The sequence below is a fragment of the Paracoccus sigandri genome, assembly GCF_003709565.1.
GTDB classification, from domain to species: Bacteria; Pseudomonadota; Alphaproteobacteria; order Rhodobacterales; family Rhodobacteraceae; genus Paracoccus; species Paracoccus siganidrum.
Genome location: NZ_QNRC01000010.1, coordinates 137,617 through 161,190 on the forward strand (window position 1 = coordinate 137,617; position 23,574 = coordinate 161,190).

Consider the following 23,574-nt stretch of genomic DNA (forward strand, 5'->3'; position numbering starts at 1 on the left):
GGAACGACATGAAACTTACCGGCACGATCCTCGCCGCGGTCCTGGCGGCGACGGCGGCGGGCAGCGCCGCAGCCGACACGGTCCGCATCGCCATCGGCGGGTCCAGCTGCATCTGCTACCTGCCGACCGTGCTGGCCGAGCAGCTGGGCAATTACGAAAAGCACGGCCTGGACGTGGAGCTGATCGACTTCAAGGGCGGCTCGGCCGCGCTGAAGGCGGTGGTGGGGGGCAGCGCGGATGTCGTGTCGGGCTATTACGAGCACACGATCAGCCTGGCCGCCAAGAACCAGCAGCTTGCCTCTTTCGTCATCATGGACCGCCTGCCCGGCATCGCGCTGGTCGTCGCGCCCGGCAAGAACGACCAGATCGATTCGGTCGCCGACCTGGCGGGCAAGAACGTGGGCGTCACCGCGCCGGGGTCCTCGACCGATTTCTTCCTGAAATACCTGCTCTCGCGCGAGGGGCTGGACCCGAACGCGGCCTCGGTGGTGGGCGTCGGCGTCGGTGCGACGGCGGTCGCCGCGCTGGAACAGGGGCGCATCGACGCGGTGGTGACGCTGGACCCGGCGATCTCGCAGCTGAAGAACCGCCACGAGGACCTGAAACTGCTGGTCGATACCCGCAAGGAGGCCGACGCGCGCAGCCTGTTCGGCGCGGATTACGCCGGCGGCGCGCTCTATACGCGGCAGGAATGGATCGACGCGAACCCGGAACAGGCCCAGGCGCTGGCCGCCGCGATCGTGGACACGCTGCACTATATCCACAGCAGCACCCCCGAGGAGATCGCCGGGCAGATGCCGCCCGAGCTGATCGGCGACACCGCGATCTATGTCGAATCGCTGAAGAACAGCCTGGAGATGATTTCCGAGACCGGGTTGATGGACGATGCCGCCGCCGAGGCGGTGCTGGAGGTGATGAGCTTCAATTCGCCCGAGATCGCCGGGGCGGAGATCGACCTGGCCGCGACCTATACCAACGAATTCGTCCAGGCGGCCGCGCCGCAACCCGCCGAATAGGCCACGGCGGCGGATCGCACGGGCTTCGGTCCCGCCCCCGGCGATCGGGGGGCGGGACGCGCCGCCGCTATGCCCCCCAGACCTCGCGCAGCAGCGCCACCCAGTTCTCGCCCATCACCTTCTCGATCCGGGCGGCGGGCCAGCCGCGCCGCTCCATGGCGGCGGTCAGGCCGCCGGTATCGGCGATCGTGTCCATGCCGGCCGGATTGCGGATCGTCCCGAAGCGCGTCAGGCGGCGGGCATAGCCCTTGTCATGGGTGATCCAGTCGAAGAACCGCTGGTCATGGCCCTGGGTGAAATCCGTGCCATAGCCGACCCGGTCCTCGCCGCAGATGTTGATGACATAGTCGATCGCCTCGACATAGTCGTCGACCGTCGCATCGGTGCCGCGGGCCAGGAACGGGGTGAACATGGTCACGCCGACGAAGCCGCCGTGATCGATGATGAAGCGCAGCTCCTCGTCGCTCTTGTTGCGCGGATGGGCCTTCAGCCCGGCGGGCAGGCAATGCGAATAGGCGACGGGCTGGCGCGAGGCCAGGATGATGTCGCGGCTGCTGTTCGATCCGACATGCGACAGGTCGCACAGGATGCCCAGCCGGTTCATCTCGGCCACGACCTCATGGCCGAATTCCGACAGCCCGCCGTCATGGCCTTCGTAGCAGCCGGTCGCGACCAGGTTCTGGGTGTTGTAGGCCATCTGGATGATGCCGACGCCCAGCTCCTTGAACAGCGACAGATAGCCGATCTGGTCCTCCATCCCCGAGACGTTCTGCCAGCCCAGGATGATGCCGGTCTTGCCCTCGGCCTTGGCGCGGCGGATGTCGGCGGTGGTGCGGACCTGCAGGATCAGGTCGGAATGGTCGCGGAACCACGCCTTCCAGCGCATGATGTTGCGCATGGTTTCGGTGAAGTTCTCCCAGATGCAGCAGGTGCAGTTGGCGGCGGTGATGCCGCCCTTGCGCATCTCGCGGAAGATCTCGGGCCCGAAATCCGAGACGATCAGGCCATCCACCACGGTCAGCCGGTCATGCAGAAGCCCTGCGCCCAGAGAGGGCGTATATTCGTTCATTGATGTCTCTCCATCGGTTCAGTGTTCGTTGACCAGCACGCCCGCCTCGGGCGCCCAATGCGCCCAGACCGCGGTTCCGCCCGGCAGCACCGGCTGCCCGCCCAGGCCCGGCGCGCGCAGCCGCGCGCTGAGCATCGGCCCGGCATCGGTGCGGAGCTGATATTCCACGGCCGAGCCGTGATAGGTCATGATCTCGACCCTGCCGGCCAGCGCGTTGCGCCCGGTCGCCGGCGGCTCGGTGGACAGCGAGATCTCCTCGGGGCGCAGGGCCAGGAAGGCGCGGCCGGCGATCGGCGGCTGGCCCTGCAGGCGGACGGTCGGCCCGGCCTCGAAGGCGAAGCCCGCCCGGTCCGGGGTCATGCGCCCGGCCAAAAGGTTGGGGATGCCCAGGAAGCCGGCGGCGAAGGCGGTGCGCGGGCGGCCGAAGACCTCGGCCGGCGGGCCGATCTGCTCGACCCCGCCCTGATACATCAGCACCATGCGGTCGGCGGTGCTCATCGCCTCGTCCTGGTCATGGGTGACGAAGACGGTGGTCAGGCCAAGCGATTGCTGCAACTGGCGGATCTCGATCTTCATCTCGTGGCGCAGCGCGGCGTCGAGGTTCGACAGCGGCTCGTCCAGCAGCAGCACGTCGGGCTCGATCACCAGCGCGCGGGCCAGCGCCACGCGCTGCTGCTGGCCGCCCGAAAGCTGCTTGGGCAGCCGGTCGCCATATTGTCCCAGGCGCACGCGGGCCAGCGCCTCGCGTACCCGTTTCCCCGCATCCGCCCTGGAGACCTTGCGCATCTCCAGCCCGAAGGCGACGTTCTGGGCCACGGTCATATGCGGAAACAGCGCATAGTTTTGAAATACCATGCCCATGTTCCGCCGGTTCGGCGGCAGGCCGGTGACATCGCGCCCGCCGACCGAGATCCGGCCGCTGGTCGCATCGACGAAGCCCGCGATCATGCGCAATGTCGTCGTCTTGCCGCAACCCGACGGCCCAAGCAGGGCGACCAGTTCCCCGTCGGCGATGCGCAGCGTCATGTTCCGCACGGCGACGGCATCGCCGTAATGCTTGGCGACATCCTGAAGAACGACTTCGGACATGGCTTCTCCTTTCAGAAGGCGCGGCTGAGCTTGGCGTAGCGGTCGGTGACCAGCAGCAGCAGGGTGATGAGGGCGATCTGGACCGTGGCGACCGCGCCGATGGTCGAATCGAAGTTCCATTCCAGATAGTTGATCAGCGCGATCTGCAGCGTCGTGCGGTCGGGGCCGACCAGGAACAGCGACTTTTCCAGATCGATGAAGGAATTGACGAAGGCGAACAGCGATCCCGCGATCACGCCGGGCTTGATGACCGGCAGCGTGACCCGGAAGAAGACCGTCAGCGGTCCTGCGCCGAGGCTGCGCGCGGCTTCCTCGACCGACGGGTTCATGCCGATCAGCGATGTCGTCACCAGCCGGATCATCCAGGGCAGCGCGATCAGGCTGTGGGCGGCGATCAGGCCGGGGCTGGATCCCGCGATGCGCCAGCCGGTCAGGAACTCGACCTCCAGGAAGAAGACGAAGAGCGAGCTTCCCCCGACGATCCCCGGCACGATCATCGGCGACATCAGGATGGTGTTGATCGTCTCGCGGCCGGGAAAGCGCGCCCTGGCCAGCGCGAAGCTGGCGGGCAGGCCCAGGATCAGCGCGATGGCGGTCGCGATCAGGCTGGTGCGCAGGCTGAGGAAGAAGCCATTGCGGAAATCCGCCATCTGCCAGGCGCGGCGATACCAGTCCAGCGTATAGCCCTCGGGCGGCAGCGACAGGATGCGGTTGGAAAAGAAGCTCATCCAGACGATGAAGATCAGCGGCAGGACGACGAAGCCGATCACCAGGACGCTGATCGCCGTGTATCCGATGCGGATGGTCTTGGCCTGTGCGTTGCCCATCACTCGCTCCACCGCCGGTATTTCCGCTGGACCAGCGCCGAGACCCCCACCGTCAGGATCAGGGTGACGCTCATCAGGATGAAGGCCAGGGCCGAGCCGAAGGGCCAGTTCATCGCCTTGGCGACCTGCTGGTAGACGGTCGGCGCCATCATGTGGAAGGTCGGGCCGCCCAGCAGCACCGGCGTCGCATAGGCGTTCATCGACAGGATGAAGCACAGCACCGTCCCCGCCAGTATCCCCGGCAGCGCCAGCGGCAGCACGACCCGGCGCATCACCGTCAGATGGGTCGCGCCCAGGCTGCCCGCCGCATCCTCCAGGTTCGCGTCGATGGCCTCGAAGACGCTGTTCAGGGTGATGATCATGAAGGGCAACAGGACCGAGACCAGGCCGATCGTCACCGCCGTCGCGGTATACATCAGCCCCAGCGGCCCCTCGTATCCGAAGACGCCCAGGACCGAGGCCAGCACGCCCCTGTCGTTCAGGATCAGCATCCAGGCCGAGGTCCTGACCGCATTGCCGATCAACAGCGGCACCAGGATCACGATCAGCAGCATCCGCTTGGCGAAGGCCGAGACGTGCCGGGCCAGGAAATAGGCGACCGGCACCCCCGCCACCAGGCAGATCGCCGTCGCCAGCGCCGAGATGCCAAGCGTGCGCAGCAGCACCTCCTGATAGAAGGCGTCGGTGAAGAACTTAACGTAGTTCTCGGCGGTGAAGGCGCTGATCATCAGCTCGGCCGGATCGAAGCGGTTGAAGCTGTTGCGCAGCATCAGCGCCAGCGGCGCCAGCAGCCCGATCGTCACGAAGACCAGGGCGGGGGTGGTCAGGAAGGGCGCGCCGATCCGGCGCGGCGGCCTGCGGTCAGGCCTGTCCGGCGGCGCCATCTGCGCGACCGTGTCCGACATGCTCATGGGTGTCTCCCGTCAGGAATGGGCCGGGTCGCGGCATCAGCTGGCAAAGGACTTGTTCCACCATTCAAGCCAGGCGGCCGAATGCGCGGCGACATAGCCATAGTCCAGGAAACGCATCTTCGCGCGCTCCTCGGGGGTGAAGTCGATCAGGGCGCGCAGCTCGTCCGTCAGCGTGGCCTTCGTGTTGGCGGGCGCATAGAAGCTGGCTTCGGCAAGGCCGGCCATCGCCGTCGGGTCGATCATCGCGTCCAGATAGCTGTAGCCCGCATCCTTGTGCTCGCCATAGGTGGTCAGGCAGGCGCCGAAGGTCACGGCGATGGCGCCCTCGTCGGGATACTGGATCGCCAGGGGCAACCCGTCATTGGCCCATTGCAGCCCCCGCGCCTTGTAGTTCACGGCGATGTCCACCTCGCCATTCGCCAGGCCGGCCTGCAATTGCTGATGCGCGGCATAGAGCCGGGGCCGGTTCTCGGCCACCAGCTTCTCCAGCAGGGGCTTGCCGTCCTCGGCATCCGTCATGCCGCCGGTCGAGATCAGCCCGGCCATCAGCATGTAGTTGAAATACAGCTGGTTGGTCAGCCCGACCCGGCCCGCCCATTTCGGGTCCCACAGCTCGGCATAGGATTTCGGCGGCTCGGCGACCTTGTCCCGGTTATAGATGATGACCACCCCGCTATAGAGCCAGGGCACGAAATAGGGCGAGCGCAGTTCGTCGACCAGATCGGCGTGGTTCGGGATGCGGGACAGGTCCAGATCGTCGACGACCTCCTGCTGGCGCATCTCGAAGGCGTCGGAGCTGTTCAGGTGGATCACATCGGCCGAGGCCCGGCGGATGCGCTTCTCGCCCAGCAGCTTGGCCTTGCGCTCGGGCTCCATCGCCAGGTCGCGGATGACCCGGAAGCCCTTGTCCTCCAGCAGCGGCTTCTCGACATAGCGCATGGTGCGCTCGTTCCAGTCGCCGCCCCAGTTCGAGACCACCACGGTCCCGCCCGCCGCATGGGCCTGCCGCGGCAGCAGCACCGGAAGGGTCGCGCCCGCCATCAGCATCTGCATCACCCGGCGGCGGGACGGGGCGTGCGGCATCATGGGTTCTTTCTGCATCTTCATGGCTCCCTGAAGCATGTCGTCGGTGGGGTTGGAACGGTGCGTCTTGGCGGCACCTTCGAGGTCTGACGATGAAGCTGGAAATTCCGTTTGTGAAATATCAATTGAGGCTTTATTGATATTCATCAGTTATCAATAATGGCCTTCGGAATGAGCCTTGACCTGCGGCATCTGCGCGCTTTCGCGGCACTGGGCAAAGAGCTGCATTTCGGCCGCGCCGCCGACAGCCTGCACATCGCCCAGCCCGCGCTGACGAAGACGATCCAGCAGCTGGAGGCAGAGATCGGCGCGCCCCTGCTGCTGCGCACGACGCGGCGGGTCGAGCTGACCGAGGCGGGAAAGGTGCTTCTGGCCGAAATCTCGGGCATCGCGGGGCAGATCGACCGGGCCGTCGCCCGGACCCGCAATGCCGCGCGCGGCATCCGCGGCGAATTGCGGGTGGCCTATACCGATTTCGCCATCAACGGGCGGCTGCCGGATTTCCTGCGCGACTTCACGCAGGCGCATCCCGACATCCGGCTGGACCTGATCTTCATGCCGACCGTGCATCAGCATGTGGCGATCCTGCAGCAGACCATCGATGTCGGCTTTCTCTATGGGCAGTTCCGGCACAAGGCGACCAGCAGCCTGACCTTCGACGAGAACGAATATGTCGTGCTGCTGCCCTCGGGCCATCCGCTGGCGGCGCTGGAATCGCTGACGCTGGCGCAGCTGAGGGACGAGAAATTCGTCTTCGGGACCGGCGACAGCTGGGTCGTGTTCCGCAAGGAGGTGTTCGCCGAATGCCGCGCGCGCGGCTTCTTCCCCGACATCGCGCTGGAGGCGACCAACAGCGACGGCATCTTCGGCCTTGTCGCCGCCGGGGTCGGCGTCGCCATCTATTCCAGCTGCATCGGCAACCTGCCGCGCGAGGGCGTCGAGGTCCGGCCGCTGAGCGACCTGCCGGTGAAGCTGCCGATCACCGCCGTCTGGGACCGCAGCAACCGCTCGGGCCTGCTGAACACCTTCCTGCGCTTCCTGCGCCGGTCGCTGCCCCCGCCGGCCTAGGGCGGCGGGGGCCGCCATCCGCCCGCGGGGGCAGGCATGTGGCGGCCACCGGTTCATTCCGCGGCGACCCGCGCGGCGGCCAGCCCCTCGACATAGGCCACGCATTCCTCGACCGACTTGACGTCGCCGAACTTGGCGTCGATGTCGAACAGGTTCCAGGCCACCGCCCCCGGCACCCGGTCGCCAATGCAGTCGCGCACCGCGATCGGCCGGAACCCGTCGGCAATGCCGTCGCAGATCGTCTGGCGCACGCAGGCGCAGGCGGTCACGCCGGTCACCAGGATCGTGTCCACCCCGTTCGCCCGCAGGATGCCGGCAAGCTCGGTGCCGTGGAAGGACGAGGCGCGCTTCTTCAGCAGCGTGTATTCCCCCTTGACCGGCGCAATGCGGCTGTCGATGGCCCACAGCTCCTTGTTCTTCAGGTCGACGACATCAACCGGGATCTTGTTGTGCCACAGCCCCATATCGGTGAATTCGGCATTGCGGTCGGTGATCTCATAGGCGGTGGTGACATGGATCACGGGCAGGTGGGCGGCACGAAAGGCGGCCAGCAGCTTCTGCATGCCGGGGATGATCTCGTCGTCCATCTTCTGCTGGTCGCAGGTGAAGGGGTTGCCGGGCCGGGTCCAGGCATTGGCCAGATCGACGCTGACCAGCGCCGGGCGCTTGCCAAAACCCACGCGGCGCTGGAAGCCGCGTTCCTGATACAGCCGGGTTGATGCATCGAATGCAGCTTGCAGCATCCGGTCCAGTTCGCGGTTATCGATGTCGCTCATTCGTCTTTCCTCTGGGTCCGGGCCCGGATCGGCCCGCATTTGCTAAAGTCGGAGGCTGTCGCCATGACCGCGTCCCGGCCACAGCCCAGAGAATGCCCCTGAGAGAGCCGGACTGGAATTGACAGTTCGGCAATTATAGATGCATGCTGTGCATCAATCGAAAACCGCGCCGCCACCCATGCACCAGCTTCCCGAAACCGCGCTGCTGCGGTCCTTCGTCACCGTCGCGCAAGAACTCAGCTTCCGCCGCGCCGCCGACCGGCTGGCGCTGGACCAGTCGGCGCTGAGCCGCCGCATCCAGAAGCTGGAGGCCGAACTGGGCTATCCGCTGTTCGAACGCACCACGCGCGAAGTCGCCCTGACCCCGGCCGGGCAGGACTTCTATCGCAGCGTCTCACGGATCCTGCTGGATTGCTCGCGCTCGATCGACGAGGCGCGGCGCGTGGCGCTGGGTCATACCGGGCGGATCCGGGTGGGCTACATGGCCTTTGCCGCGACGGACCTCATGCCGCGGACGGTGGCCCGGTTCCGCGACCGCTATCCGGGCATCACGCTGGAATTGCGCTTCATGCGCACCCAGATGCAGAAGATCGCGATCGCGAATGACGAAATCGACGTGGGGTTCCTGATCGGGCCCTATGACAACCGCGATTGTCACAGCCTCACCCTGGCGCTGGACCCGCTGCATGTCGTGACGCCGCAGCGGCACCGCCTGCTGCACCAGCCCACGGTCCAGCCGGCGGATATCGCGAACGAGCCGCTGATCCTCGGCAACATGGCGGAATGGGGCGAATACCGCTTCCGGCTGGAGGACCAGTTCGGCCGGCTTGGCATCTCGCTTGAACCGGCGCTGGAGGCCAGCACCACATTGGCGCTGATCGGGCTGGTGGCGTCGGGGCTGGGCATCACCGTCTATCCCGAAAGCCTGATCGGCTTTTTGGGCCGCAATGTCGAGGCGCGGCCGATCATCCACCCGGATCTCCACAGCCGCACCGTGCTGGTCTGGAAGCGCAGCAACCGCGCCCGCGCCGTGCTGAACTTCATCGAGACCGCCAGGAACCGCGGCCCCGCCTGACCTGCGCCTAGGCTTCCGGCCGCTCGGGACCGGCGCCGGCGACGACCTCTCCGCTGCCGCGCGAGGCCAGCACCCAGACCGCCAGCGCGAAACCCGCGATCCCGCCGGCCAGCTTGCCCAGCAGCAAGGGCAGGATGATCGTCGGCTGGAAATTCGCCGAGAAGGCCAGGTGGTCGCCGAACATGAAGGCCGCGCAGACCGCGAAGGAGATGACCAGCACCTTGTCGCGCGGCGGCATGTCGCCGATCAGCCGGAACATCGCCAGCACATTGGCCGAGGCCGCCAACAGCCCGGCCGTCCCCGCCGGCGACAGGCCCAGCCGGTCCCCGATCCAGCGCATCGGCGCCTGCAGGAAGCGGTTCATCATCCAGACCATCGGGAAGGCCCCGCACAGCATGATGCCGATATAGCCGGCGATCTCCAGCGCGCGGAACTGGTCCTCGGCATCGGCGATAATCGGGGCGAAGCCCCAATGGCCGAAGACCGCGGTGAACAGCCCGGTGAAATATTCGACGATCGAGAAGACCAGCACCAGCGTGATCGCCGCATACATGATCCGCCCGAAGCCCAAAAACAGCCGGATCATCAGCGCCGGGAACAGCTTCAGCCCGGCGGCCAGCGCCGCGCAGAAGACGACCAGCGGGGCGAGGTTGCGCAGCACCTCGGCCATGCCCATCGCCAGAAGATGGGTCGGCTGCCCGCTGGCGTCGATGTCGGGACGGATGCCGACCTGCATCGCCATCAGCAGAAGGCAGGACACCAGCACGCCGACCGGGATCGACAGCACGCCGCACATGATGCCGACGGCCATGTATTGGTGATCGCTTCTGTCCAGCATGGCCAGGCCGACGGGGATGGTGAAGATGATCGTCGCCCCGGCCATGAAGCCGGTGATCGAGGCCATGATCCAGCCCTCGTTCGACAGCGCCAGCGTGTGGGCCAGCTGATAGCCGCCCATGTCCACCGCGATGATCGAGGTCGCAGCCATGGCGGGGTCGGCATTCACGACCTGGAAGACCGGCGTGACCCCGGCGCTGATGAAGGCCGAGAGATAGGGGATCGCCGCCATGATCCCGGCCACGGGGATGAAGATATGACCGATGGCGTGAAGGCCGGCGTTGAATTCCCGGCCAAGCGGGCTTTCACTGTCGATGATCGAGGCGATCGCGCCGATCACCGCCGAAGCCATGATGACATAGATGACGAAGGTGCCGATATGGGCCATGAGGGCCTCCCTGTTGCGGGCCGGGGCACGGGCTTCTGCGTCCCGCCACCGGCTTCGGTTCAGCGCAGAAGCTGCGACAGATGGTCGTTGAGATAGACCCCCTGCGGATCCAGCTTGCGACGCAATTCGCGGAAATCGCCGGCGCGGGGATAGATGGCGGTCACGTCCTCGCCGGTCAGGAAATGCAGCTTGCCCCAATGCGGACGCGCGCCATATCCGCGCAGGATCGCGTCGACCGCGCGCAGGTAATCCCAGTAATCCTTGCCCGGCTCGCCCGAGACGGAAACCGTCACGCTGTCCTGACGATGAAACGGGCTCAGCCAGGCCTCGTCGCCGGCGGTGAAGCGGTATTCGATGGGATAGATCGCCTCGGGGAACCGCTCCAGCATCAGCTTGCGGACGGCGCGGACGGCGTCCTTGCCATGTTCGCGCGGCACCGCATATTCCAGTTCGTGGAAGTTCGGGACATATTCGATGGGATAGACGTCCGAGCTGTAGGCGACCTTCTCGAATTCGGCCTCGAAGGGCTCGTCCTCGGTGATGTCCATGACCTTCATCTCGCAGACATCGGTGGTGCGGCCGGATGTCGAGGTGGCCGAGGTGTCGGGCAGGCAATAGCAATGCCGGCTTTCCTCGTAGGGGCACCAGAAGAAGCTGAAATGACGGTGCTTTTCGGCCAGCTCGTCATGCATCTCCATCGCCGATTCGAAATCCTCGCGCCAGATCCGCTCGCGCAGGCGATAGCTGTCGGTCAGTTGCAGCGTCATTTCCGAGATGACGCCGAGCGTCCCCAGCGACACCCGCCCCGCCAGCAGCAGCTCGGGGGTAGTTTCGTCCACGGTCAGGATCTCTCCGTCGGGCTGGATCAGCTTCATGCCGACGATGGCATCGGCCAGCACCGGCAGGCGCGCGCCGGTCCCGTGCGTTCCGGTGGTCAGCGCCCCGGCGACGGCCTGGCTGTCGATGTCGCCCTGGTTCAGCATCGACAGGCCCTCGGCCTTCAGCACCCTGACCAGCTCGTTGATCGTGGTTCCGGCCGCGGCCGTCACCCGGCGCCTCTGATGGTCGACGCCCTTGACGCCCTTCATGTTCGACAGCGTCAGGTGCAGCCCGCTGGTCAGGGCCACGGGCGTGAAGCTGTGGCCCGATCCCGCGACCCGGACGTTCAGCCCCCTGGCCGTCGCATCCCGGATCATCGCGCAAAGCTCGTCCTCGCTTCGCGGCGCGCCGCGCGCGGCCCGGACGCAGGACTGGTTGCCGACCCAGTTGCGCCAATGCGCGTGGTCGATGCCGAAATCGTTGACATGCATGTTGTGGGACGAAGTGGTCATGCCGTATTCCCCCTGTCGGTCTTCGGTTCAGATCGCCGTATAGGCGTTGTCGGCGAACAGATGCGCGCCGTTGACGAAGCTTGCATCGTCGCTGGCAAGGAAAAGCGCGGCGCTGGCCACCTCCTCGGGCCTGCACAGGCGCCCCTGCGCGGCGGCGATGGCGGCCTCGGAGACATCGACGCCGTGGCGGGTCAGCATGTCGATCTCGCGCAGCCCGTGCGCCGTGGCGATGAAGCCGGGGCAGATCGCATTCGAGCGGATGTTGCGGTCGCGGAATTCCACCGCCAGCGCGCGGGCGAACATGTGGCAGGCGCCCTTGCTGGTGCAGTAGAGCACCTCCATCGGCGTGCCGACCACGGCCGAGATCGATGAGGTGCAGATCACGCTGCCCCCGCCCGCCGCGATCATGCCGGGCAGCACGGCCTTCGTGACCAGGAACATGCTTTTCACGTTCACCGCCATGATGCGGTCCCATTCCTCCTCGCTGGTTTCCAGGAAGGGCAGCGCGGCCAGGATGCCCGCATGGTTCATCAGCACGGTGATCGGGCCGAAGGCATCCTCGACCGCCTCGACCGCCGCCTGGACCTGCGCCGCATCGGACACGTCCGCCGGCACGAAGATCGCCTGCTGGCCCTGGTCGCGCAGGGATTGCGCCACCGCCTCGCCCTCGCTGCGGGGCAGGTCCAGGATCCCGACCTTCGCGCCCTCGGCGGCGAACAGCCGGGACGCGGCCAGCCCGCAACCCCCGGCGCCGCCGGTGATCAGGGCCACCTTGCCTGTCAGTCTTCCGTTCACGTCATCCTCCCTGGCCGGGCTTGCCGGCCCGGCTTGTTTCTGCGTCTATGGGGCATCGCACCCGGTCGCTCCCAAGACCGGATCAAGGAAAGCCTAGGGCGCGGCGGATGGATTGCCATATGACGAAAGTTATATGCGCGGGGGCGGGCCGGTGATCGCGGACGGGACGGCCCGGGCCATCGCCGCGCTGATCGCGGCGGCGGGCAGGTCCGGCTATGGCCCCGCGCTGGACGCGCTGACGCGGCAGGCGGCCGGCTTCGACATGAGCTGCGCCTTCGCCTTCAACCCCGACCAGAGCCCCGTGCTGATCCATGACGGCTATTCCGCGACCGTGGACCGGCGCGCGCTGCGCACCTATCTGCGCGGCGCCTATCTGCTGGACCCGTTCTATTCGGCCTGCGTCTCGGGCTGCTCCGAGGGGCTGTGGCGGATGCGCGACCTGGCCCCGGACGGGTTCTACGATTCGGATTTCGCCTGGTCGCGCGAGGTGCATCCCTGCATCTCGGACCAGGCCGGCACGCTGGTCGAGGAGGTCGGCTTCACCATCCCCCTGCACGACGGCTTCGCGGCGACCTATTCGCTGATGCGCAACCGGGGCGGGCAGCCCTTCGATGCGGCGGAATTCGCCGCCCTGGCCGCGCTGACGCCGATCGTCGGCGCCAGCCTGCGCCAGCAATGGCAGCATCACATCCACGGGACCGACGCAAATCCCGCGACGCCGCGGCCCGACACGGAACTGGTCTTCCAGCAGGCCTTCGGCGCGCTGCTGACCCCGGCGCAGCACGCGGTCACCAAGCTGATCCTGCGCGGTCACAGCAGCCTTTCCATCGCCCAGAACCTGGGGATCGCCGAGGGCACGGTGAAGATCCACCGCTCCAACATCTACCGGCGGCTGGGGATCTCCAGCCAGAGCGAGCTGTTCCAGATCTTCATCGACCATCTGGTGGAATAGCCGGAAGCCGCGGCGGGCGGTCAGTCGTGGAAGGGGAAACCCTTCGCCAAGATCGCCTCGGCCAGGTCGGCCGGGATCGTGCCGCCGGTCCGGCCGCGCTCGGTGCCAAGGCGGGTGCGGATGAAGGCCCCGGCCAGCGCCTCGTCCCCCGCCTCCAGCAGGGCGGCGGCGCTGAGCAGCAGCGCGGCCTGTTCGACGAACCAGCGCGCCTCGGCCTCGGTCACGCCGCGCCCCCAGCGCGCGCGCCAACCCGCCAGCGCCGCGTCGTAATGCCGGTCCAGCCCCGTCCCCGCCTCCAGCCGCGCCGCCAGCGCCTCGCGGGCCAGCGGTTCGCGCGCCAGCGTGCGCAGCGCGTCCAGGCAGATCACGTTGCCCGAGCCTTCCCAGATGCCGTTCAGCGGCGCCTCGCGATAGAGCAGCGGCAGCGGCGTATCCTCGACATAGCCCATGCCGCCCAGCACCTCCATCGCCTCGGCGACGACCGTCGGGCACAGCTTGTTGGCCAGGTACTTCGCCAGCGCGACGCCGATGCGGGCGAAGGCGCGGTCGGCGTCGCCGCTGGCGTCGAAGGACCGCGCGACCGCAAGGCCCAGGGTCAGGCTGCCCTGCCAGTCCAGCACCAGGTCGGCCAGCACCGCGCGCATCAGCGGCTGGTCGATCAGCCGCTTCTGGAAGGCGCTGCGGCGCGACACCCAGTGATGCGCCTCGCGCAGCGCCGCCCGCATCAGCCCGGCGGGCGCCATGGCGGTGTCCAGCCGCGTGTGATGCACCATCTCGACGATGGTGCGCACGCCGTCGCCTTCCCCGCCCAGCTGCCACGCCAGCGCGCGGTGATACTCGATCTCGGCCGAGGCGTTCGAGCGGTTGCCCAGCTTGTCCTTCAGCCGCTGGAGGCGGATGGCGTTGCGCCCATCTTCCAGCCAGCGCGGCACCAGGAAGCAGGTCAGCCCGCCTTCGGCCTGGGCCAGCGTCAGGAACCCGTCCGACATCGGCGCCGAGCAGAACCACTTGTGCCCGGTCAGCCGCCAGGCCACGCCGTCGCGTTCCGCCCGCGTGCTATTGGCGCGCACGTCCGAGCCGCCCTGCTTCTCGGTCATCGCCATCCCCAGCGTCACGCCGGTCTTGGCCTCCATCGGCCGGACCGAGGGATCGTAGCGCCGCGACAGCATCCGCCCCCGCCAGTCGCCGGGCAGATCCGCCGCGGCGATCACCGGCACGGCCGCATGGGTCATGGTCAGCGGGCAGCAATGGCCCGGCTCGACCTGACTGGCCAGATAGACCATCGCGGCATGGCCCAGATGGCCCGCCGCGCCGCCTTCCCAGGCGATGGCGTGATAGCCCGCTGCGGCGGAAAGGCGCATGAAGCGGTGATAGTCGGGATGGAAGCCGACCTCGTCCAGCCGCCGCCCGCCGCTGTCGAACAGCCGCAATTCGGGCGGGTTGCGGTTCGCCGCCCGCGCCGCCGCGCGCAGTTCGGCCCGGCCCAGGGTCTCGCCATAGCGGGCCAGTTCCTCCAGCGCCGCGCCGCTTTCCGCCAGCGCGCCGCGCAGCACCGGGTCGTCGCGCCACAGGTCGCGGTCGCCCGGCATCTCGGGCTGGTTCAGGACCTGGTGCGTTTCCAGTCCGGCCGTCGCTTCAAGCCGCGCCATGCCGGCGCCCTCCTCGCTGCCCTGCGCCGCAGTCTAGCCGATCCGCCGCCGCGCCCGCTAGACCTCGACCCCCCACCAGCGCAAGGTCTGGCGATAATGTTCCCGGATCGCGGCCACGGCCGCCTGCGCATCGCCCCGTTCCAGCGCGCCCAGGATGACCAGATGCTCCTCCATGGCCGAGACGATCCTGTCGGCAAGGAAGGGGCGCGTGTTCTGGATGATGGCGATCCGGTCGCGGTTCGTGGCATAGGCTTCGGCCAGCATCCGGTTGTCCGCCAGCCCCGCCGCCAGCGCATCATGCAGCGACAGGTCGACCCGCTGCGCGCGCCGGGTCAGGTCGGGCGCGCGCGCCCCGCGGGCGGCGGCCAGCGTCGCCTCATGCGCGTCGCGCAGCTCTGCCAGATCCGGCACGCCGCGCGCGATCAGCCGCCGCGCGCCCTCGCAATCCAGGGCCATGCGCATGTCCAGGCAATCGCGCGTCGTCTCGGGGCCAGCGTCCATCACCAGCACGCCGCGCTTGGGCAGGATCCGCAGCAAGCCGCGCGAATCGGCGCGTTTCACGGCCTCGCGCATGGCCGCGATGGACAGGCCGGTCGCCCCGGTCAGGCCCGGCATGGTCACGAATTCCCCTGCCCGCAGGGTGCCGTCGCGCAGCAGGGCGACCAGCCGCCCATAGGCCTGATCGGCCAGCAGATCCGCGCCATTTCCGTCTTCCGCCCGCATCCTGGACCCTCCCTGCCGGCGATTATCGCCATTTTTCGAAAGCTGTTTCAATAGATTCATTATTGTATGTTTGTAAAAATAGTTTCTAAAATTTTAGATGTGCCGTGCAGATGGCAGATACCGCCATGCCGGTCGCAGGGGGTAGAAAAATGACTCATGACCATCTGGAAATCCGGTCGAAGGACCACCGGCTCTACAATGCCGACCTTGCGCCGATCCCGCACAGGGAACGGAAATGGGGCGCATTCGAGATCTTCAACGTCTGGAACAACGACATCCAGAGCCTGTTCGGCTATACGCTGGCGGCGTCGCTGTTCATCAGCCACGGGCTGAACGGCTGGTGGACCTTCACCGCCATCGTCCTGGCGGGGTTCATCGTGATGATCCTGGTGAACCTGACCGGCAAGCCCTCGGTCCGCTACGGCATCCCCTATGCGGTGATGGCGCGGGTGTCGATGGGGGTGCAGGGGGCCAAGTTCCCCGCCCTGGTGCGCGGCGTGGTCGCGATCTTCTGGTACGGGGTGCAGACCTATTTCGCCTCGACGGCGGTGGCGCTGCTGCTGCGGGCGGTCTTCGGGCTGGATGCGGGCGGGACCGGGTTCCTGGGCATGTCCGGGGTCGAGTGGCTGTCCTATTTCATCGTCTGCGCGCTGCAGCTTGTCGTCTTCTCGATGGGCATCGAATGGGTCGGCCGGTTCCTGAACTGGGCCGGTCCCTTCGTCTATCTGGTGATGATCGTGCTGATGATCGCCATCTGGTGGAAGGCCGGAAGCGGGTTGCTGACCGAGCTTGGCAACATCTTCCAGGGCAATGACGAGGCCAGCACCCGCGGGCCGGTCGCCGCCTTCTTCGCCATCACCGGCACGATGATCGCCTATTTCGCCGCGGTGGTGATCAATTTCGGCGACTTCTCGCGCTTCGTGAAATCGGAACGCCAGATGATGATCGGCAACTTCTGGGGCCTGCCGGTGTCGATCGCCATCTTCTCGTTCATCGCGCTGATGATCACGGCGGGCACGGTGGTGCTGTTCGGCGAAAGGCTGGTGAACCCGGCCGACATCGTCGAGCGGGTGGACAATATCTGGCTGACGGTGATCGCCGCCTTCACCTTCTTCGCGGCGACGATCAGCATCAACCTGGTGGCGAACTTCATCCCGGCGGCCTATGACCTGGCCAATCTCTATCCCTCGCGGATCAGCGCCCGGACCGGCGGCTACCTGACGGCGACCATCGCCTTCTTCATCGGGGCGCTGTGGGTGTCGGTCATCTCGAAGATCGGCATCGCCTCCTTCGTGGACACGCTGGGGGCCGCGCTGGCGCCGCTCTATGGCATCCTGGTGGCCGACTATTACATCCTGCGCAAGCGGCGGATCAACCTGCAGGACCTGTTCTCGTCCCAGGCGGGCGGCAACTATCACTATGTCAAGGGCTGGAACAAGACGGCGATCATGGCCTTCGGCATCGCGGCGTTGTTTTCCGTCAGCACGGTCTGGATCCCGGCGCTGGAAGCCATGTCGGGCTTCGGCTGGATGATCGGCGCGTTGCTGGGCGGCGTCCTGCATGTTGCGCTGATGCGCCGCTTCGAGGAAGTCGAAACCGGGTCGAACGGCGTGTCGGACTTCCACTAGACGCCCCGGCATCGATCCGGCCGGCGGCCCCCGCTCCCTCGGGGGCCGCCTTTTTTGCAGCCGGATCAGGGGGCCTTGCGGATCAGCGTGACGTGATCGCCCGCCGCATCGTCCTCTGCCAGCGACTTGTTCACGGCATAGAGATTGCCGCGGCCATCGGCATGGACATGGTTGGGATAGCTGCCATTCGCCAGGTTGGCGACGATCTCGCCCTCCGGCGACACGACCGTGACCGTCCCCGCCCCGCGGTTCGAGACATAGGCCAGGCGCTCGACCGGCTCGAAGGCGACGTTCAGCGCGCCCGCGCCGACGGCCACGTCATGCAGCACCTCGCCGCTGTCCAGGTCCAGGATGACCAGGTTGTCGCTGTCCTGCGAGGCGACGAAGGCCCGCCCGGTTTCCGCGTCGTAGGCCACGCCGCTGGCATTCTTCGCGCCGGGGACCGGCAGCACCCGCGCCACCTCGTTGCTGTCCAGGTCGATCACCGCCAGCTCGTTGCTGGTCCGGCTGACCACGAACAGCCGCCCGCCCTCGGGATCCAGCGCAAGGCTCATGACCGAGAAATCCCCGCCGCGCTGCGCCGAGTCGATCTCGATCACCGCGCGTTTTTCCAGCGCGGCGGTGTCGAAGACATGGATCCCGTTCGTCGCCGAGGCCGAGACATAGGCGCGCCCGCGTTCGCCATCCACCACCACGTCGCGGGAATGATAGACCTCGCCGGGGGGGAACTGCCGGACCAGCGACAGGTCGCCCTGGCGATAGACCGCGACGGTATTGTGGAAGGTGTTCGTCGCCCAGACCGTGCCCTGCCTGTCGTCGACGGCGATGCCGAAGACCGCGACCGGCTCGGGGCCTTCGGGTTGCGGCGCGCCGGGGGGCGGGGACTGGCGCAGATCCTCGGGCAGCTCGGGCGGGGTGATCTCGGCCAGCACCTCCAGCGTCTCGGGATCCAGCTTCTGCAGGGTCGAGCCGCGCGGGCGGAAGGACGAGGCGGCGACGAACAGCGCGTCGCTGGCGGCGCTGTAGGCCGACTGATAGAGACCCGCGGCACCCTTGACGCCGTGCCGGCTGAACAGATCCTCACCCGACAGCGGGATCCGGGGCGAGACCTTCACGTCGATCACCGTGGCGGTCGAGGGGTTCTCGGCGATCACGACCAGCTTGTGCAGGCCGGTCTCGGCATCCTCGGGCAGGGTGAATCCCAGCGACAGGTTGCCCTCGTCATCGACCGTGGCCGGGCCGCCGGGGTTCAGGACCGCCAGCCCCTTCTGCAGCGTCACGCTCTGCCCCGGCACCAGGCCCATGCCCTGCACGCGGACCCCGTCGCCGGAATGGACCGGTTTGCCCGGCATCTCCGGGCCAACGCGGAATCGGCCGGTGAATTCCGCCGGGGCGTCGAAACGCGCCTCGGCCAGGGCGCCCATCGGCAGGGACAGCATGGCCAGCGCCAGGGCCGCGCCCAATGCCACATGACCGCGCCGGGGCGCGGCAGAGCCAGAACTCCACGTCATCGCAATATCTCCTCATGGATGGATGATCCGGTGCCGACCTGGCAAGGGGCGGGGCGGGCTCGGCCTGTCGGGAAAAGCGATGGTCCGGCGGAATTTGTCAACCGGAATCCGCGTCGCGCGCCTGGGTGTCGCGGCCTGCCGCGTCCGCAACCATCGCGCGATTGTGGCAGGAAATCCCCACCTGAACAGCTTCGTATGGATAATCGGGACCGGCCCGCCGTTTAACTTGACAATTTCTGTCAGGGGTTTAACTGGATCGCGCAGATCAGGGCTGGCCCGGCCTTCCCGGCCCTCCCGCCCTGTCCAACGCGCATCAGACGCCAGCCTTCGCAGCCAGCGGCATTATCCACCGTTCAATGCTAGCGAGGCGGTTATGACCGGACGCAATCCCTTGCGCGCTGTCCTGTTGGGCAGTTGCGCCTTTATGTTCCCCCACATGGCTCTGGCGCAGGACGGCAATCCGCTGCTGCTGGACACCATCACCATCGAAAGCAAGCGCGACGTCCGGACCGACACCGCGACGGCCGTGACCGAGATCGACCAGGAAGAAATCGACGACCGCCAGGCCGGCACCATCGCGGAACTGATCGATTCCGTGCCGGGGGTGACGCTGATCAACGGCTCGACCCCCTCGGGCAGCGGCATCAACATCCGCGGCTTCGGCGCGGGCAACACCTATGGCAGCAACCAGAAGGTGCTGATCCAGGTCGACGGCGCAACCCAGGGCTCGGAAGAGCTTTACCGCCTTGGTACGCAGCTTTTCACCGATCCCGAACTCTTCAAGTCCGTCTCGGTCCTGCGCGGCACGGTCGGCAGCTTCGAATACGGCTCGGGCGTGGTCGGCGGCATCTTGCGGCTGGAAACCAAGGACGCCTCGGACTTCACCGGCGGCGAGATCGGCTATAGGCTGCGCCAGGGCCTGTCTTTCGGCACCAATGGCGATTCCATCACCTCCTCGACCATTCTTGCCTGGCAGCCGAGCGAGGATTTCGAGGTGATGGCCAACTATGTCTGGCGGCGCCAAGGCGAACAGGACGACGGCGCGGGCAACAACACCGGGGACGTGGGCTTCAAGGAGCCCTCTTACGGTCTGAAGGCCAAATACAGCTTCGGCCAGGATCGTGACCAATATGTCAGCCTGTCCTATACCGACAGCACGATCGCGGAACGGGACGTGCCCTACGACGCCGTCGCCGGCCTGCCCTTCGGCAACGTGGACCGCGACATCCGGTCGCGCACCCTGGTGCTGGCCTATGGCTGGAACCCGGCGGGCAACGACCTGGTCGATCTTTCGGTCAATCTCAGCTACGCCGATCAGAAGATCTACAACGCCGCCATCGGCCCCGGCTTCCCGCTGATCGATGCCGACCATCGCTATGAGACCACCAAGCTGACGGTGAAGAACACCGCGCATTTCAGCATCGGCAGCGTCGGCAACGAGTTGCGTGCCGGTGCCGAGCTTATCTTCAAGGACCGTCTGGACGCCTATGCCGCCCCCGGCGGCAAGGACAACCGCATCGCGCTGTTCGCCATCGACGAGATGGATTTCGGCAACGGCTTCACCCTGACCCCCGCGCTTCGCTACGAGACGCAGAACATAACCTACAAGGGGACAAATCCGAGATTCGAGGGGGAATACGACAACGACGCCCTGATGGGTGGGATCTCGGCCCGCTACGAATGGCAGAACGGTTTCGCTGTCTTTGCAAGCGGCGCCTATACCGAATCGCTGCCCATCATGGACGATTTCGACCGACAGGACTACGAATCCGGCGGCAATATCATCAACTACATGACCACGACCGAAAAGGCCCGCACATGGGAAATCGGCGCGTCGCATCGCCAGGCGGATGTCTTCGCCGCCGATGACGCGATCAGCCTCAAGGCCAATCTCTACAAAACCCATGTCTGGGACATCACGTCCGAGCCGGACGTCAGCACGGCGGACATGAAAGGGCTTGAACTCGAAGGCGCCTATAGCCATGCGACGGGCTTCTACGGGGAAATCAGCGCCAATATCGTGGATTACACATCGGCCACCGTCGACGGCGTATGGCGCGACTATTACGCCCAGACCCCGGCGGACAGCGCGCGGCTGGTGCTTGGCAAGCGCTGGGACCGAGAGCTTGATCTGAGCTGGGAAATGGTCGCAAGCAAACGCTATGACAGAGGCGATGTCGACGCGGCGATCCCCGGCACCACCGTGCATAACCTGCGCGCGACCTATCGTCCGGCGACGGGCATCCTGGAAGGAACCGAGTTGCGGTTCGCCGTCGAGAACCTGTTCGACAAGGAATACAAGCGGCGGCTGGCGACGCGTAACGCGCCGGGCCGGAACATCAAGTTCGCCCTGGCGAAGACCTTCTGAACCGGGCCGGGCACCCGGCCGGGTGCCCGCCACCTCCTTCGGCATCCGCCGCGCAGAACCAGATCGGGAAAAGACCATGCCACGAACCACCCAGATGTTTCGCAAGATCCCATTCGCCCTGCCCCTTGCCATGCTGACCGGCATGGCGGGCGCCGCCCTGGCGCAAACGGCCGGGGAGGGCGACACCCCGCCCCCGGCGCCCGGCGTCGCCGGCGGCCACAGCCAGGCGGCCTTCATCGCCAGCTATGACCGCGACGGCGACGGCCAGGTCACGCAAGAGGAATTCCTTGCCGTGCGCACCGAACGCTTCGAAGGCGCCGACAAGGATGGCGACGGCGCCCTCAACGAGGCCGAATATGTCGCCGAGTTCGAGGGCCGCCTGCGCCAGCAATATGCCGAGCAGGACCGCGAACCCGACAAGTTCTTCGAACGCGGGCTGACGCAGGCCGGCGTCCGTTTCGCGCTGCTGGACCGCGACCGCAACGGCTTGCTGTCCCCCGAGGAGGACCTGGCCAGCGCCGAGCGCACCTTCGCCGGGATGGACACGAATGGCGACGGCGTCGTCTCGGCCGAGGATCCGCCGCGCGAACGCCGCCGCCGCGACAATGACGGCAGCGACGACGCCGAGCGCAGCGCGGACTGAGCGCCGCGCCCCGGATGGCTCTCGCACGGGCCGGCCCCGCCGCCCGTTCCGCCGGATTTGACAGGAAGACCCGATGCCGAAGACGATCGCCAAGACCTCTGCCCGCCTGGTCGGCGCCGCGACGCTGGCCGCAGCCGTGCCTGCCGGGGCGGCCGATCTGCACATGCAGATCACCTTGCCGGAAGTACAGGTCGCCTCCTATTACCGCCCCTATCTGGCCGCCTGGATCGAGGACGCCGCCACCCGCGAGATGCAGGGGACGGTCGCGGTCTGGTATGACACGCGGCTGCGCGACAACCTGGGCGTCGGTTTCCTGCGCGACCTGCGCCGCTGGTGGCGCGAGGCGGGCGAGAACATGAGCTTTCCCGCCGATGGCGTCAGCGGGCCGACCCGCGGTCCCGGCACGCATGACGTCGTCATCCCCGGCGATTCGGGCATCCTGGCCGGGCTGGCGCCGGGCGACTATGTCCTGGCCGTCGAGGTCTCGCGCGAGAATGGCGAGCGCGAATTGCTGCGCGCCGGGTTCTCCTGGGGCGCGGGTGAAAACGACGCCGAGATCCAGGGCAGCAAGGAAATCGAGCGGCTTGCCGTCGCCGTCACGCGCTGAGAGGCCATGTCACGCGCCACCGCAGACAGCCCGATGCGGCATCTTCCGGGCGGAACGCGCGCCTTCCTGATGCGCCAGTTCCGCTTGTGGCACTGGGTTTCGGCCGCGCTCAGCCTGACGGGCCTGCTGATGTGCGCGGCCACCGGCATCACGCTGAACCATCCGGCGCTGATCCCCTCGACCCCTGTCACCACCGAGGTCGGCGCCCAGCTGCCGCAGGACCTGCAAAGGCTGCTGCAGGACTGGCCCGACCAGACCGAAGACCCCCTGCCCGACGAAATATCGCGCTGGACGCGGCAGGAACTGGCGCTGAACATCGCCGGGCGCGCGACCGAGACCGACTCCGAGGAGATTCATATCCCCCTGCCCCGCCGCTGCAACATCTGCCGCATTGGCGCGCAGGCGACATCGCGGTGGTCGAGATCCCGCTGCCCGACGGCACCCGTCTGCGGCGCGAATATTCGCTGGCCTCGCTGCCGGCGGACGGACAGGCCGAGCTGATCGTGCGGCGGACGACCGACGGCGCGGGCCAGCCGGGTCCGGGATCGGACTGGCTGACCCGGCAGCTGCAAACGGGCGGCCTGCTGCGGATGCGGATCCGCGAAAACCCCGGCTTCCACAGCAGCGACGACCGCCGCCCGATGGTGCTGATCGGCGCGGGCTCGGGCCTCTCGGGGCTGGTCGCCCATATCCGCCAGCGCGCCTCGGCCAAGGCGCCCGGCCCGGTCTGGCTGCTGTTCGGCGAACGCAGCCGGGGCCATGACGCGATCCTTGACGCCGAATTGCAGGACTGGCTGCGCAGCGGCGTCCTGCGGCGGCTGGATCGCGCCTTTTCCAGGGATGGGGACGGGCCGCGATACGTGCATGAGCTGCTGCGCCTGAACGCCGCGACGCTTGCGGACTGGGACGCCCAGGGCGCCGGGTTTTACATCTGCGGCCGGCGCGAGGGGATGGGCCGGGACGCAGAGCGCGCGCTTGCCGACATCCTGGGCGATGTCTGGTTTCAGGCTCTGGCGTTGTCGGGTCGCTGGCTGCGGGACCTCTATTAGGCGGCGTTTTTGCGGGTGGGTTCGTCTGCTAGGCGCCTTTCCCGATCGCCGCCGCAACCGTCTCGTTTTCCTCTGCTGTTCTTGCCTGGAGCGCGGTGATGGCTGCCGCGGCGACGATGTCCTCGGTCGAGCAGCCGCGGGACAGGTCGTTGGCGGGCCGGGCCAGGCCCTGCAGGATC

Annotated in this window: 23 protein-coding genes; 10 read left to right on the forward strand and 13 right to left on the reverse strand. The window is 67.2% G+C overall.

The genetic code is table 11. The features are described 5' to 3' along the window. The first annotated feature begins 8 nt into the window (after positions 1–8). Positions 9–1,016, forward strand: a complete 1,008-nt coding sequence (locus C9E82_RS11430) for an ABC transporter substrate-binding protein (RefSeq protein WP_119899596.1) — start codon at positions 9–11, stop codon at positions 1,014–1,016. Between the two features lie 67 nt (positions 1,017–1,083). Here the strand turns inward: C9E82_RS11430 and C9E82_RS11435 are convergent, their stop codons facing one another. Genes C9E82_RS11435 through C9E82_RS11455 form a run of 5 tightly spaced genes read right to left on the reverse strand, consistent with a single transcriptional unit; the run spans position 1,084 to position 6,013 of the window. Beyond that, positions 1,084–2,085, reverse strand: coding sequence for a dipeptidase (locus C9E82_RS11435; RefSeq protein ID WP_119899598.1), 1,002 nt, complete (start codon positions 2,083–2,085; stop codon positions 1,084–1,086). A gap of 18 nt (positions 2,086–2,103) precedes the next feature. Beyond that, positions 2,104–3,174 carry an ABC transporter ATP-binding protein gene (locus C9E82_RS11440; protein ID WP_119899601.1) on the reverse strand — a complete coding sequence of 357 codons (1,071 nt, stop codon included), beginning with the start codon at positions 3,172–3,174 and terminating at the stop codon, positions 2,104–2,106. An 11-nt stretch (positions 3,175–3,185) separates the two neighbouring features. After that, a complete protein-coding gene (locus C9E82_RS11445) occupies positions 3,186–4,001 on the reverse strand; it encodes an ABC transporter permease (RefSeq protein WP_119899603.1) in 816 nt (271 codons plus the stop codon). Beyond that, positions 4,001–4,912: an ABC transporter permease gene (locus tag C9E82_RS11450; protein ID WP_119899605.1), complete on the reverse strand. Its 912-nt coding sequence runs from the start codon at positions 4,910–4,912 to the stop codon at positions 4,001–4,003. Before C9E82_RS11450 ends, C9E82_RS11445 begins: the two co-directional genes overlap by 1 nt. Positions 4,913–4,948: 36 nt before the next feature. Next, a complete protein-coding gene (locus C9E82_RS11455) occupies positions 4,949–6,013 on the reverse strand; it encodes an ABC transporter substrate-binding protein (RefSeq protein ID WP_119899627.1) in 1,065 nt (354 codons plus the stop codon). A 153-nt stretch (positions 6,014–6,166) separates the two neighbouring features. Here C9E82_RS11455 and C9E82_RS11460 point away from each other — a divergent pair, with 153 nt between their 5' ends. Then, entirely contained in the window at positions 6,167–7,063 is an 897-nt protein-coding gene (locus C9E82_RS11460) for a LysR family transcriptional regulator (RefSeq protein WP_240643615.1), read from the forward strand. Positions 7,064–7,116: 53 nt separating this feature from the next. Here C9E82_RS11460 and C9E82_RS11465 read toward each other — a convergent pair whose 3' ends face one another. Beyond that, positions 7,117–7,839: an isochorismatase family protein gene (locus C9E82_RS11465; protein WP_119899610.1), complete on the reverse strand. Its 723-nt coding sequence runs from the start codon at positions 7,837–7,839 to the stop codon at positions 7,117–7,119. Between the two features lie 178 nt (positions 7,840–8,017). Between C9E82_RS11465 and C9E82_RS11470 the strand changes: the two genes are divergently transcribed. Continuing rightward, on the forward strand, positions 8,018–8,914 hold the full coding sequence (locus C9E82_RS11470; protein ID WP_119899612.1) for a LysR family transcriptional regulator: 897 nt from the start codon (positions 8,018–8,020) through the stop codon (positions 8,912–8,914). A 7-nt stretch (positions 8,915–8,921) separates the two neighbouring features. On the opposite strand, the gene eutH is transcribed toward C9E82_RS11470, so the two are convergent. The 3 genes from eutH to C9E82_RS11485 are packed head-to-tail and all read right to left on the reverse strand — an operon-like array spanning position 8,922 to position 12,265. Then, a complete protein-coding gene (gene eutH, locus C9E82_RS11475; protein ID WP_119899614.1) occupies positions 8,922–10,139 on the reverse strand; it encodes an ethanolamine utilization protein EutH in 1,218 nt (405 codons plus the stop codon). Between the two features lie 59 nt (positions 10,140–10,198). Continuing rightward, the gene (locus C9E82_RS11480) at positions 10,199–11,470 is read right to left on the reverse strand and encodes a D-arabinono-1,4-lactone oxidase (RefSeq protein WP_119899616.1); all 1,272 of its coding nucleotides are present in this window, start codon (positions 11,468–11,470) and stop codon (positions 10,199–10,201) included. Between the two features lie 27 nt (positions 11,471–11,497). Continuing rightward, positions 11,498–12,265 carry an SDR family NAD(P)-dependent oxidoreductase gene (locus C9E82_RS11485; protein WP_119899618.1) on the reverse strand — a complete coding sequence of 256 codons (768 nt, stop codon included), beginning with the start codon at positions 12,263–12,265 and terminating at the stop codon, positions 11,498–11,500. Positions 12,266–12,398: 133 nt separating this feature from the next. Here C9E82_RS11485 and C9E82_RS11490 point away from each other — a divergent pair, with 133 nt between their 5' ends. Continuing rightward, positions 12,399–13,217, forward strand: a complete 819-nt coding sequence (locus C9E82_RS11490) for a helix-turn-helix transcriptional regulator (protein ID WP_240643616.1) — start codon at positions 12,399–12,401, stop codon at positions 13,215–13,217. A gap of 20 nt (positions 13,218–13,237) precedes the next feature. Here C9E82_RS11490 and C9E82_RS11495 read toward each other — a convergent pair whose 3' ends face one another. Then, a complete protein-coding gene (locus tag C9E82_RS11495; protein ID WP_119899620.1) occupies positions 13,238–14,866 on the reverse strand; it encodes an acyl-CoA dehydrogenase family protein in 1,629 nt (542 codons plus the stop codon). Between the two features lie 57 nt (positions 14,867–14,923). After that, a complete protein-coding gene (locus C9E82_RS11500) occupies positions 14,924–15,589 on the reverse strand; it encodes a GntR family transcriptional regulator (RefSeq protein ID WP_119899623.1) in 666 nt (221 codons plus the stop codon). Positions 15,590–15,738: 149 nt separating this feature from the next. Between C9E82_RS11500 and C9E82_RS11505 the strand changes: the two genes are divergently transcribed. Beyond that, on the forward strand, positions 15,739–17,217 hold the full coding sequence (locus tag C9E82_RS11505) for an NCS1 family nucleobase:cation symporter-1 (RefSeq protein WP_119899625.1): 1,479 nt from the start codon (positions 15,739–15,741) through the stop codon (positions 17,215–17,217). 65 nt (positions 17,218–17,282) lie between these two features. On the opposite strand, the gene C9E82_RS11510 is transcribed toward C9E82_RS11505, so the two are convergent. Beyond that, positions 17,283–18,728, reverse strand: coding sequence for a YncE family protein (locus C9E82_RS11510; RefSeq protein WP_122449276.1), 1,446 nt, complete (start codon positions 18,726–18,728; stop codon positions 17,283–17,285). A gap of 436 nt (positions 18,729–19,164) precedes the next feature. Between C9E82_RS11510 and C9E82_RS11515 the strand changes: the two genes are divergently transcribed. The 5 genes from C9E82_RS11515 to C9E82_RS11535 all read left to right on the forward strand — a co-directional run bounded on the left by C9E82_RS11515 (position 19,165) and on the right by C9E82_RS11535 (position 23,395). Next, on the forward strand, positions 19,165–21,096 hold the full coding sequence (locus C9E82_RS11515; RefSeq protein ID WP_240643714.1) for a TonB-dependent receptor domain-containing protein: 1,932 nt from the start codon (positions 19,165–19,167) through the stop codon (positions 21,094–21,096). Between the two features lie 76 nt (positions 21,097–21,172). Next, positions 21,173–21,739, forward strand: a complete 567-nt coding sequence (locus C9E82_RS11520) for an EF-hand domain-containing protein (RefSeq protein ID WP_119901122.1) — start codon at positions 21,173–21,175, stop codon at positions 21,737–21,739. 73 nt (positions 21,740–21,812) lie between these two features. After that, complete coding sequence (locus C9E82_RS11525) at positions 21,813–22,346, forward strand: DUF2271 domain-containing protein (RefSeq protein ID WP_119901123.1); 534 nt, start codon at positions 21,813–21,815, stop codon at positions 22,344–22,346. A gap of 6 nt (positions 22,347–22,352) precedes the next feature. Further along, complete coding sequence (locus tag C9E82_RS11530; protein WP_119901124.1) at positions 22,353–22,847, forward strand: PepSY-associated TM helix domain-containing protein; 495 nt, start codon at positions 22,353–22,355, stop codon at positions 22,845–22,847. Further along, the gene (locus C9E82_RS11535; protein WP_119901125.1) at positions 22,760–23,395 is read left to right on the forward strand and encodes a ferredoxin reductase domain-containing protein; all 636 of its coding nucleotides are present in this window, start codon (positions 22,760–22,762) and stop codon (positions 23,393–23,395) included. Before C9E82_RS11530 ends, C9E82_RS11535 begins: the two co-directional genes overlap by 88 nt. Positions 23,396–23,423: 28 nt before the next feature. On the opposite strand, the gene C9E82_RS25260 is transcribed toward C9E82_RS11535, so the two are convergent. Beyond that, positions 23,424–23,574 (reverse strand): phosphate acyltransferase (locus C9E82_RS25260; protein WP_276312144.1); only part of this gene is annotated, 151 nt, incomplete at its 5' end.

Bases quoted from the DNA above. Each gene is read 5' to 3' on its own strand.
- C9E82_RS11430 (WP_119899596.1), top strand. From the start codon at position 9: ATGAAACTTACCGGCACGATCCTCGCCGCGGTCCTGGCGGCGACGGCG.
- C9E82_RS11435 (WP_119899598.1), bottom strand. From the start codon at position 2,085: ATGAACGAATATACGCCCTCTCTGGGCGCAGGGCTTCTGCATGACCGG.
- C9E82_RS11440 (WP_119899601.1), bottom strand. From the start codon at position 3,174: ATGTCCGAAGTCGTTCTTCAGGATGTCGCCAAGCATTACGGCGATGCC.
- C9E82_RS11445 (WP_119899603.1), bottom strand. From the start codon at position 4,001: ATGGGCAACGCACAGGCCAAGACCATCCGCATCGGATACACGGCGATC.
- C9E82_RS11450 (WP_119899605.1), bottom strand. From the start codon at position 4,912: ATGAGCATGTCGGACACGGTCGCGCAGATGGCGCCGCCGGACAGGCCT.
- C9E82_RS11455 (WP_119899627.1), bottom strand. From the start codon at position 6,013: ATGCAGAAAGAACCCATGATGCCGCACGCCCCGTCCCGCCGCCGGGTG.
- C9E82_RS11460 (WP_240643615.1), top strand. From the start codon at position 6,167: ATGAGCCTTGACCTGCGGCATCTGCGCGCTTTCGCGGCACTGGGCAAA.
- C9E82_RS11465 (WP_119899610.1), bottom strand. From the start codon at position 7,839: ATGAGCGACATCGATAACCGCGAACTGGACCGGATGCTGCAAGCTGCA.
- C9E82_RS11470 (WP_119899612.1), top strand. From the start codon at position 8,018: ATGCACCAGCTTCCCGAAACCGCGCTGCTGCGGTCCTTCGTCACCGTC.
- eutH (WP_119899614.1), bottom strand. From the start codon at position 10,139: ATGGCCCATATCGGCACCTTCGTCATCTATGTCATCATGGCTTCGGCG.
- C9E82_RS11480 (WP_119899616.1), bottom strand. From the start codon at position 11,470: ATGACCACTTCGTCCCACAACATGCATGTCAACGATTTCGGCATCGAC.
- C9E82_RS11490 (WP_240643616.1), top strand. From the start codon at position 12,399: ATGCGCGGGGGCGGGCCGGTGATCGCGGACGGGACGGCCCGGGCCATC.
- C9E82_RS11495 (WP_119899620.1), bottom strand. From the start codon at position 14,866: ATGGCGCGGCTTGAAGCGACGGCCGGACTGGAAACGCACCAGGTCCTG.
- C9E82_RS11500 (WP_119899623.1), bottom strand. From the start codon at position 15,589: ATGCGGGCGGAAGACGGAAATGGCGCGGATCTGCTGGCCGATCAGGCC.
- C9E82_RS11505 (WP_119899625.1), top strand. From the start codon at position 15,739: ATGACTCATGACCATCTGGAAATCCGGTCGAAGGACCACCGGCTCTAC.
- C9E82_RS11510 (WP_122449276.1), bottom strand. From the start codon at position 18,728: ATGACGTGGAGTTCTGGCTCTGCCGCGCCCCGGCGCGGTCATGTGGCA.
- C9E82_RS11515 (WP_240643714.1), top strand. From the start codon at position 19,165: ATGGCTCTGGCGCAGGACGGCAATCCGCTGCTGCTGGACACCATCACC.
- C9E82_RS11520 (WP_119901122.1), top strand. From the start codon at position 21,173: ATGCCACGAACCACCCAGATGTTTCGCAAGATCCCATTCGCCCTGCCC.
- C9E82_RS11525 (WP_119901123.1), top strand. From the start codon at position 21,813: ATGCCGAAGACGATCGCCAAGACCTCTGCCCGCCTGGTCGGCGCCGCG.
- C9E82_RS11530 (WP_119901124.1), top strand. From the start codon at position 22,353: ATGTCACGCGCCACCGCAGACAGCCCGATGCGGCATCTTCCGGGCGGA.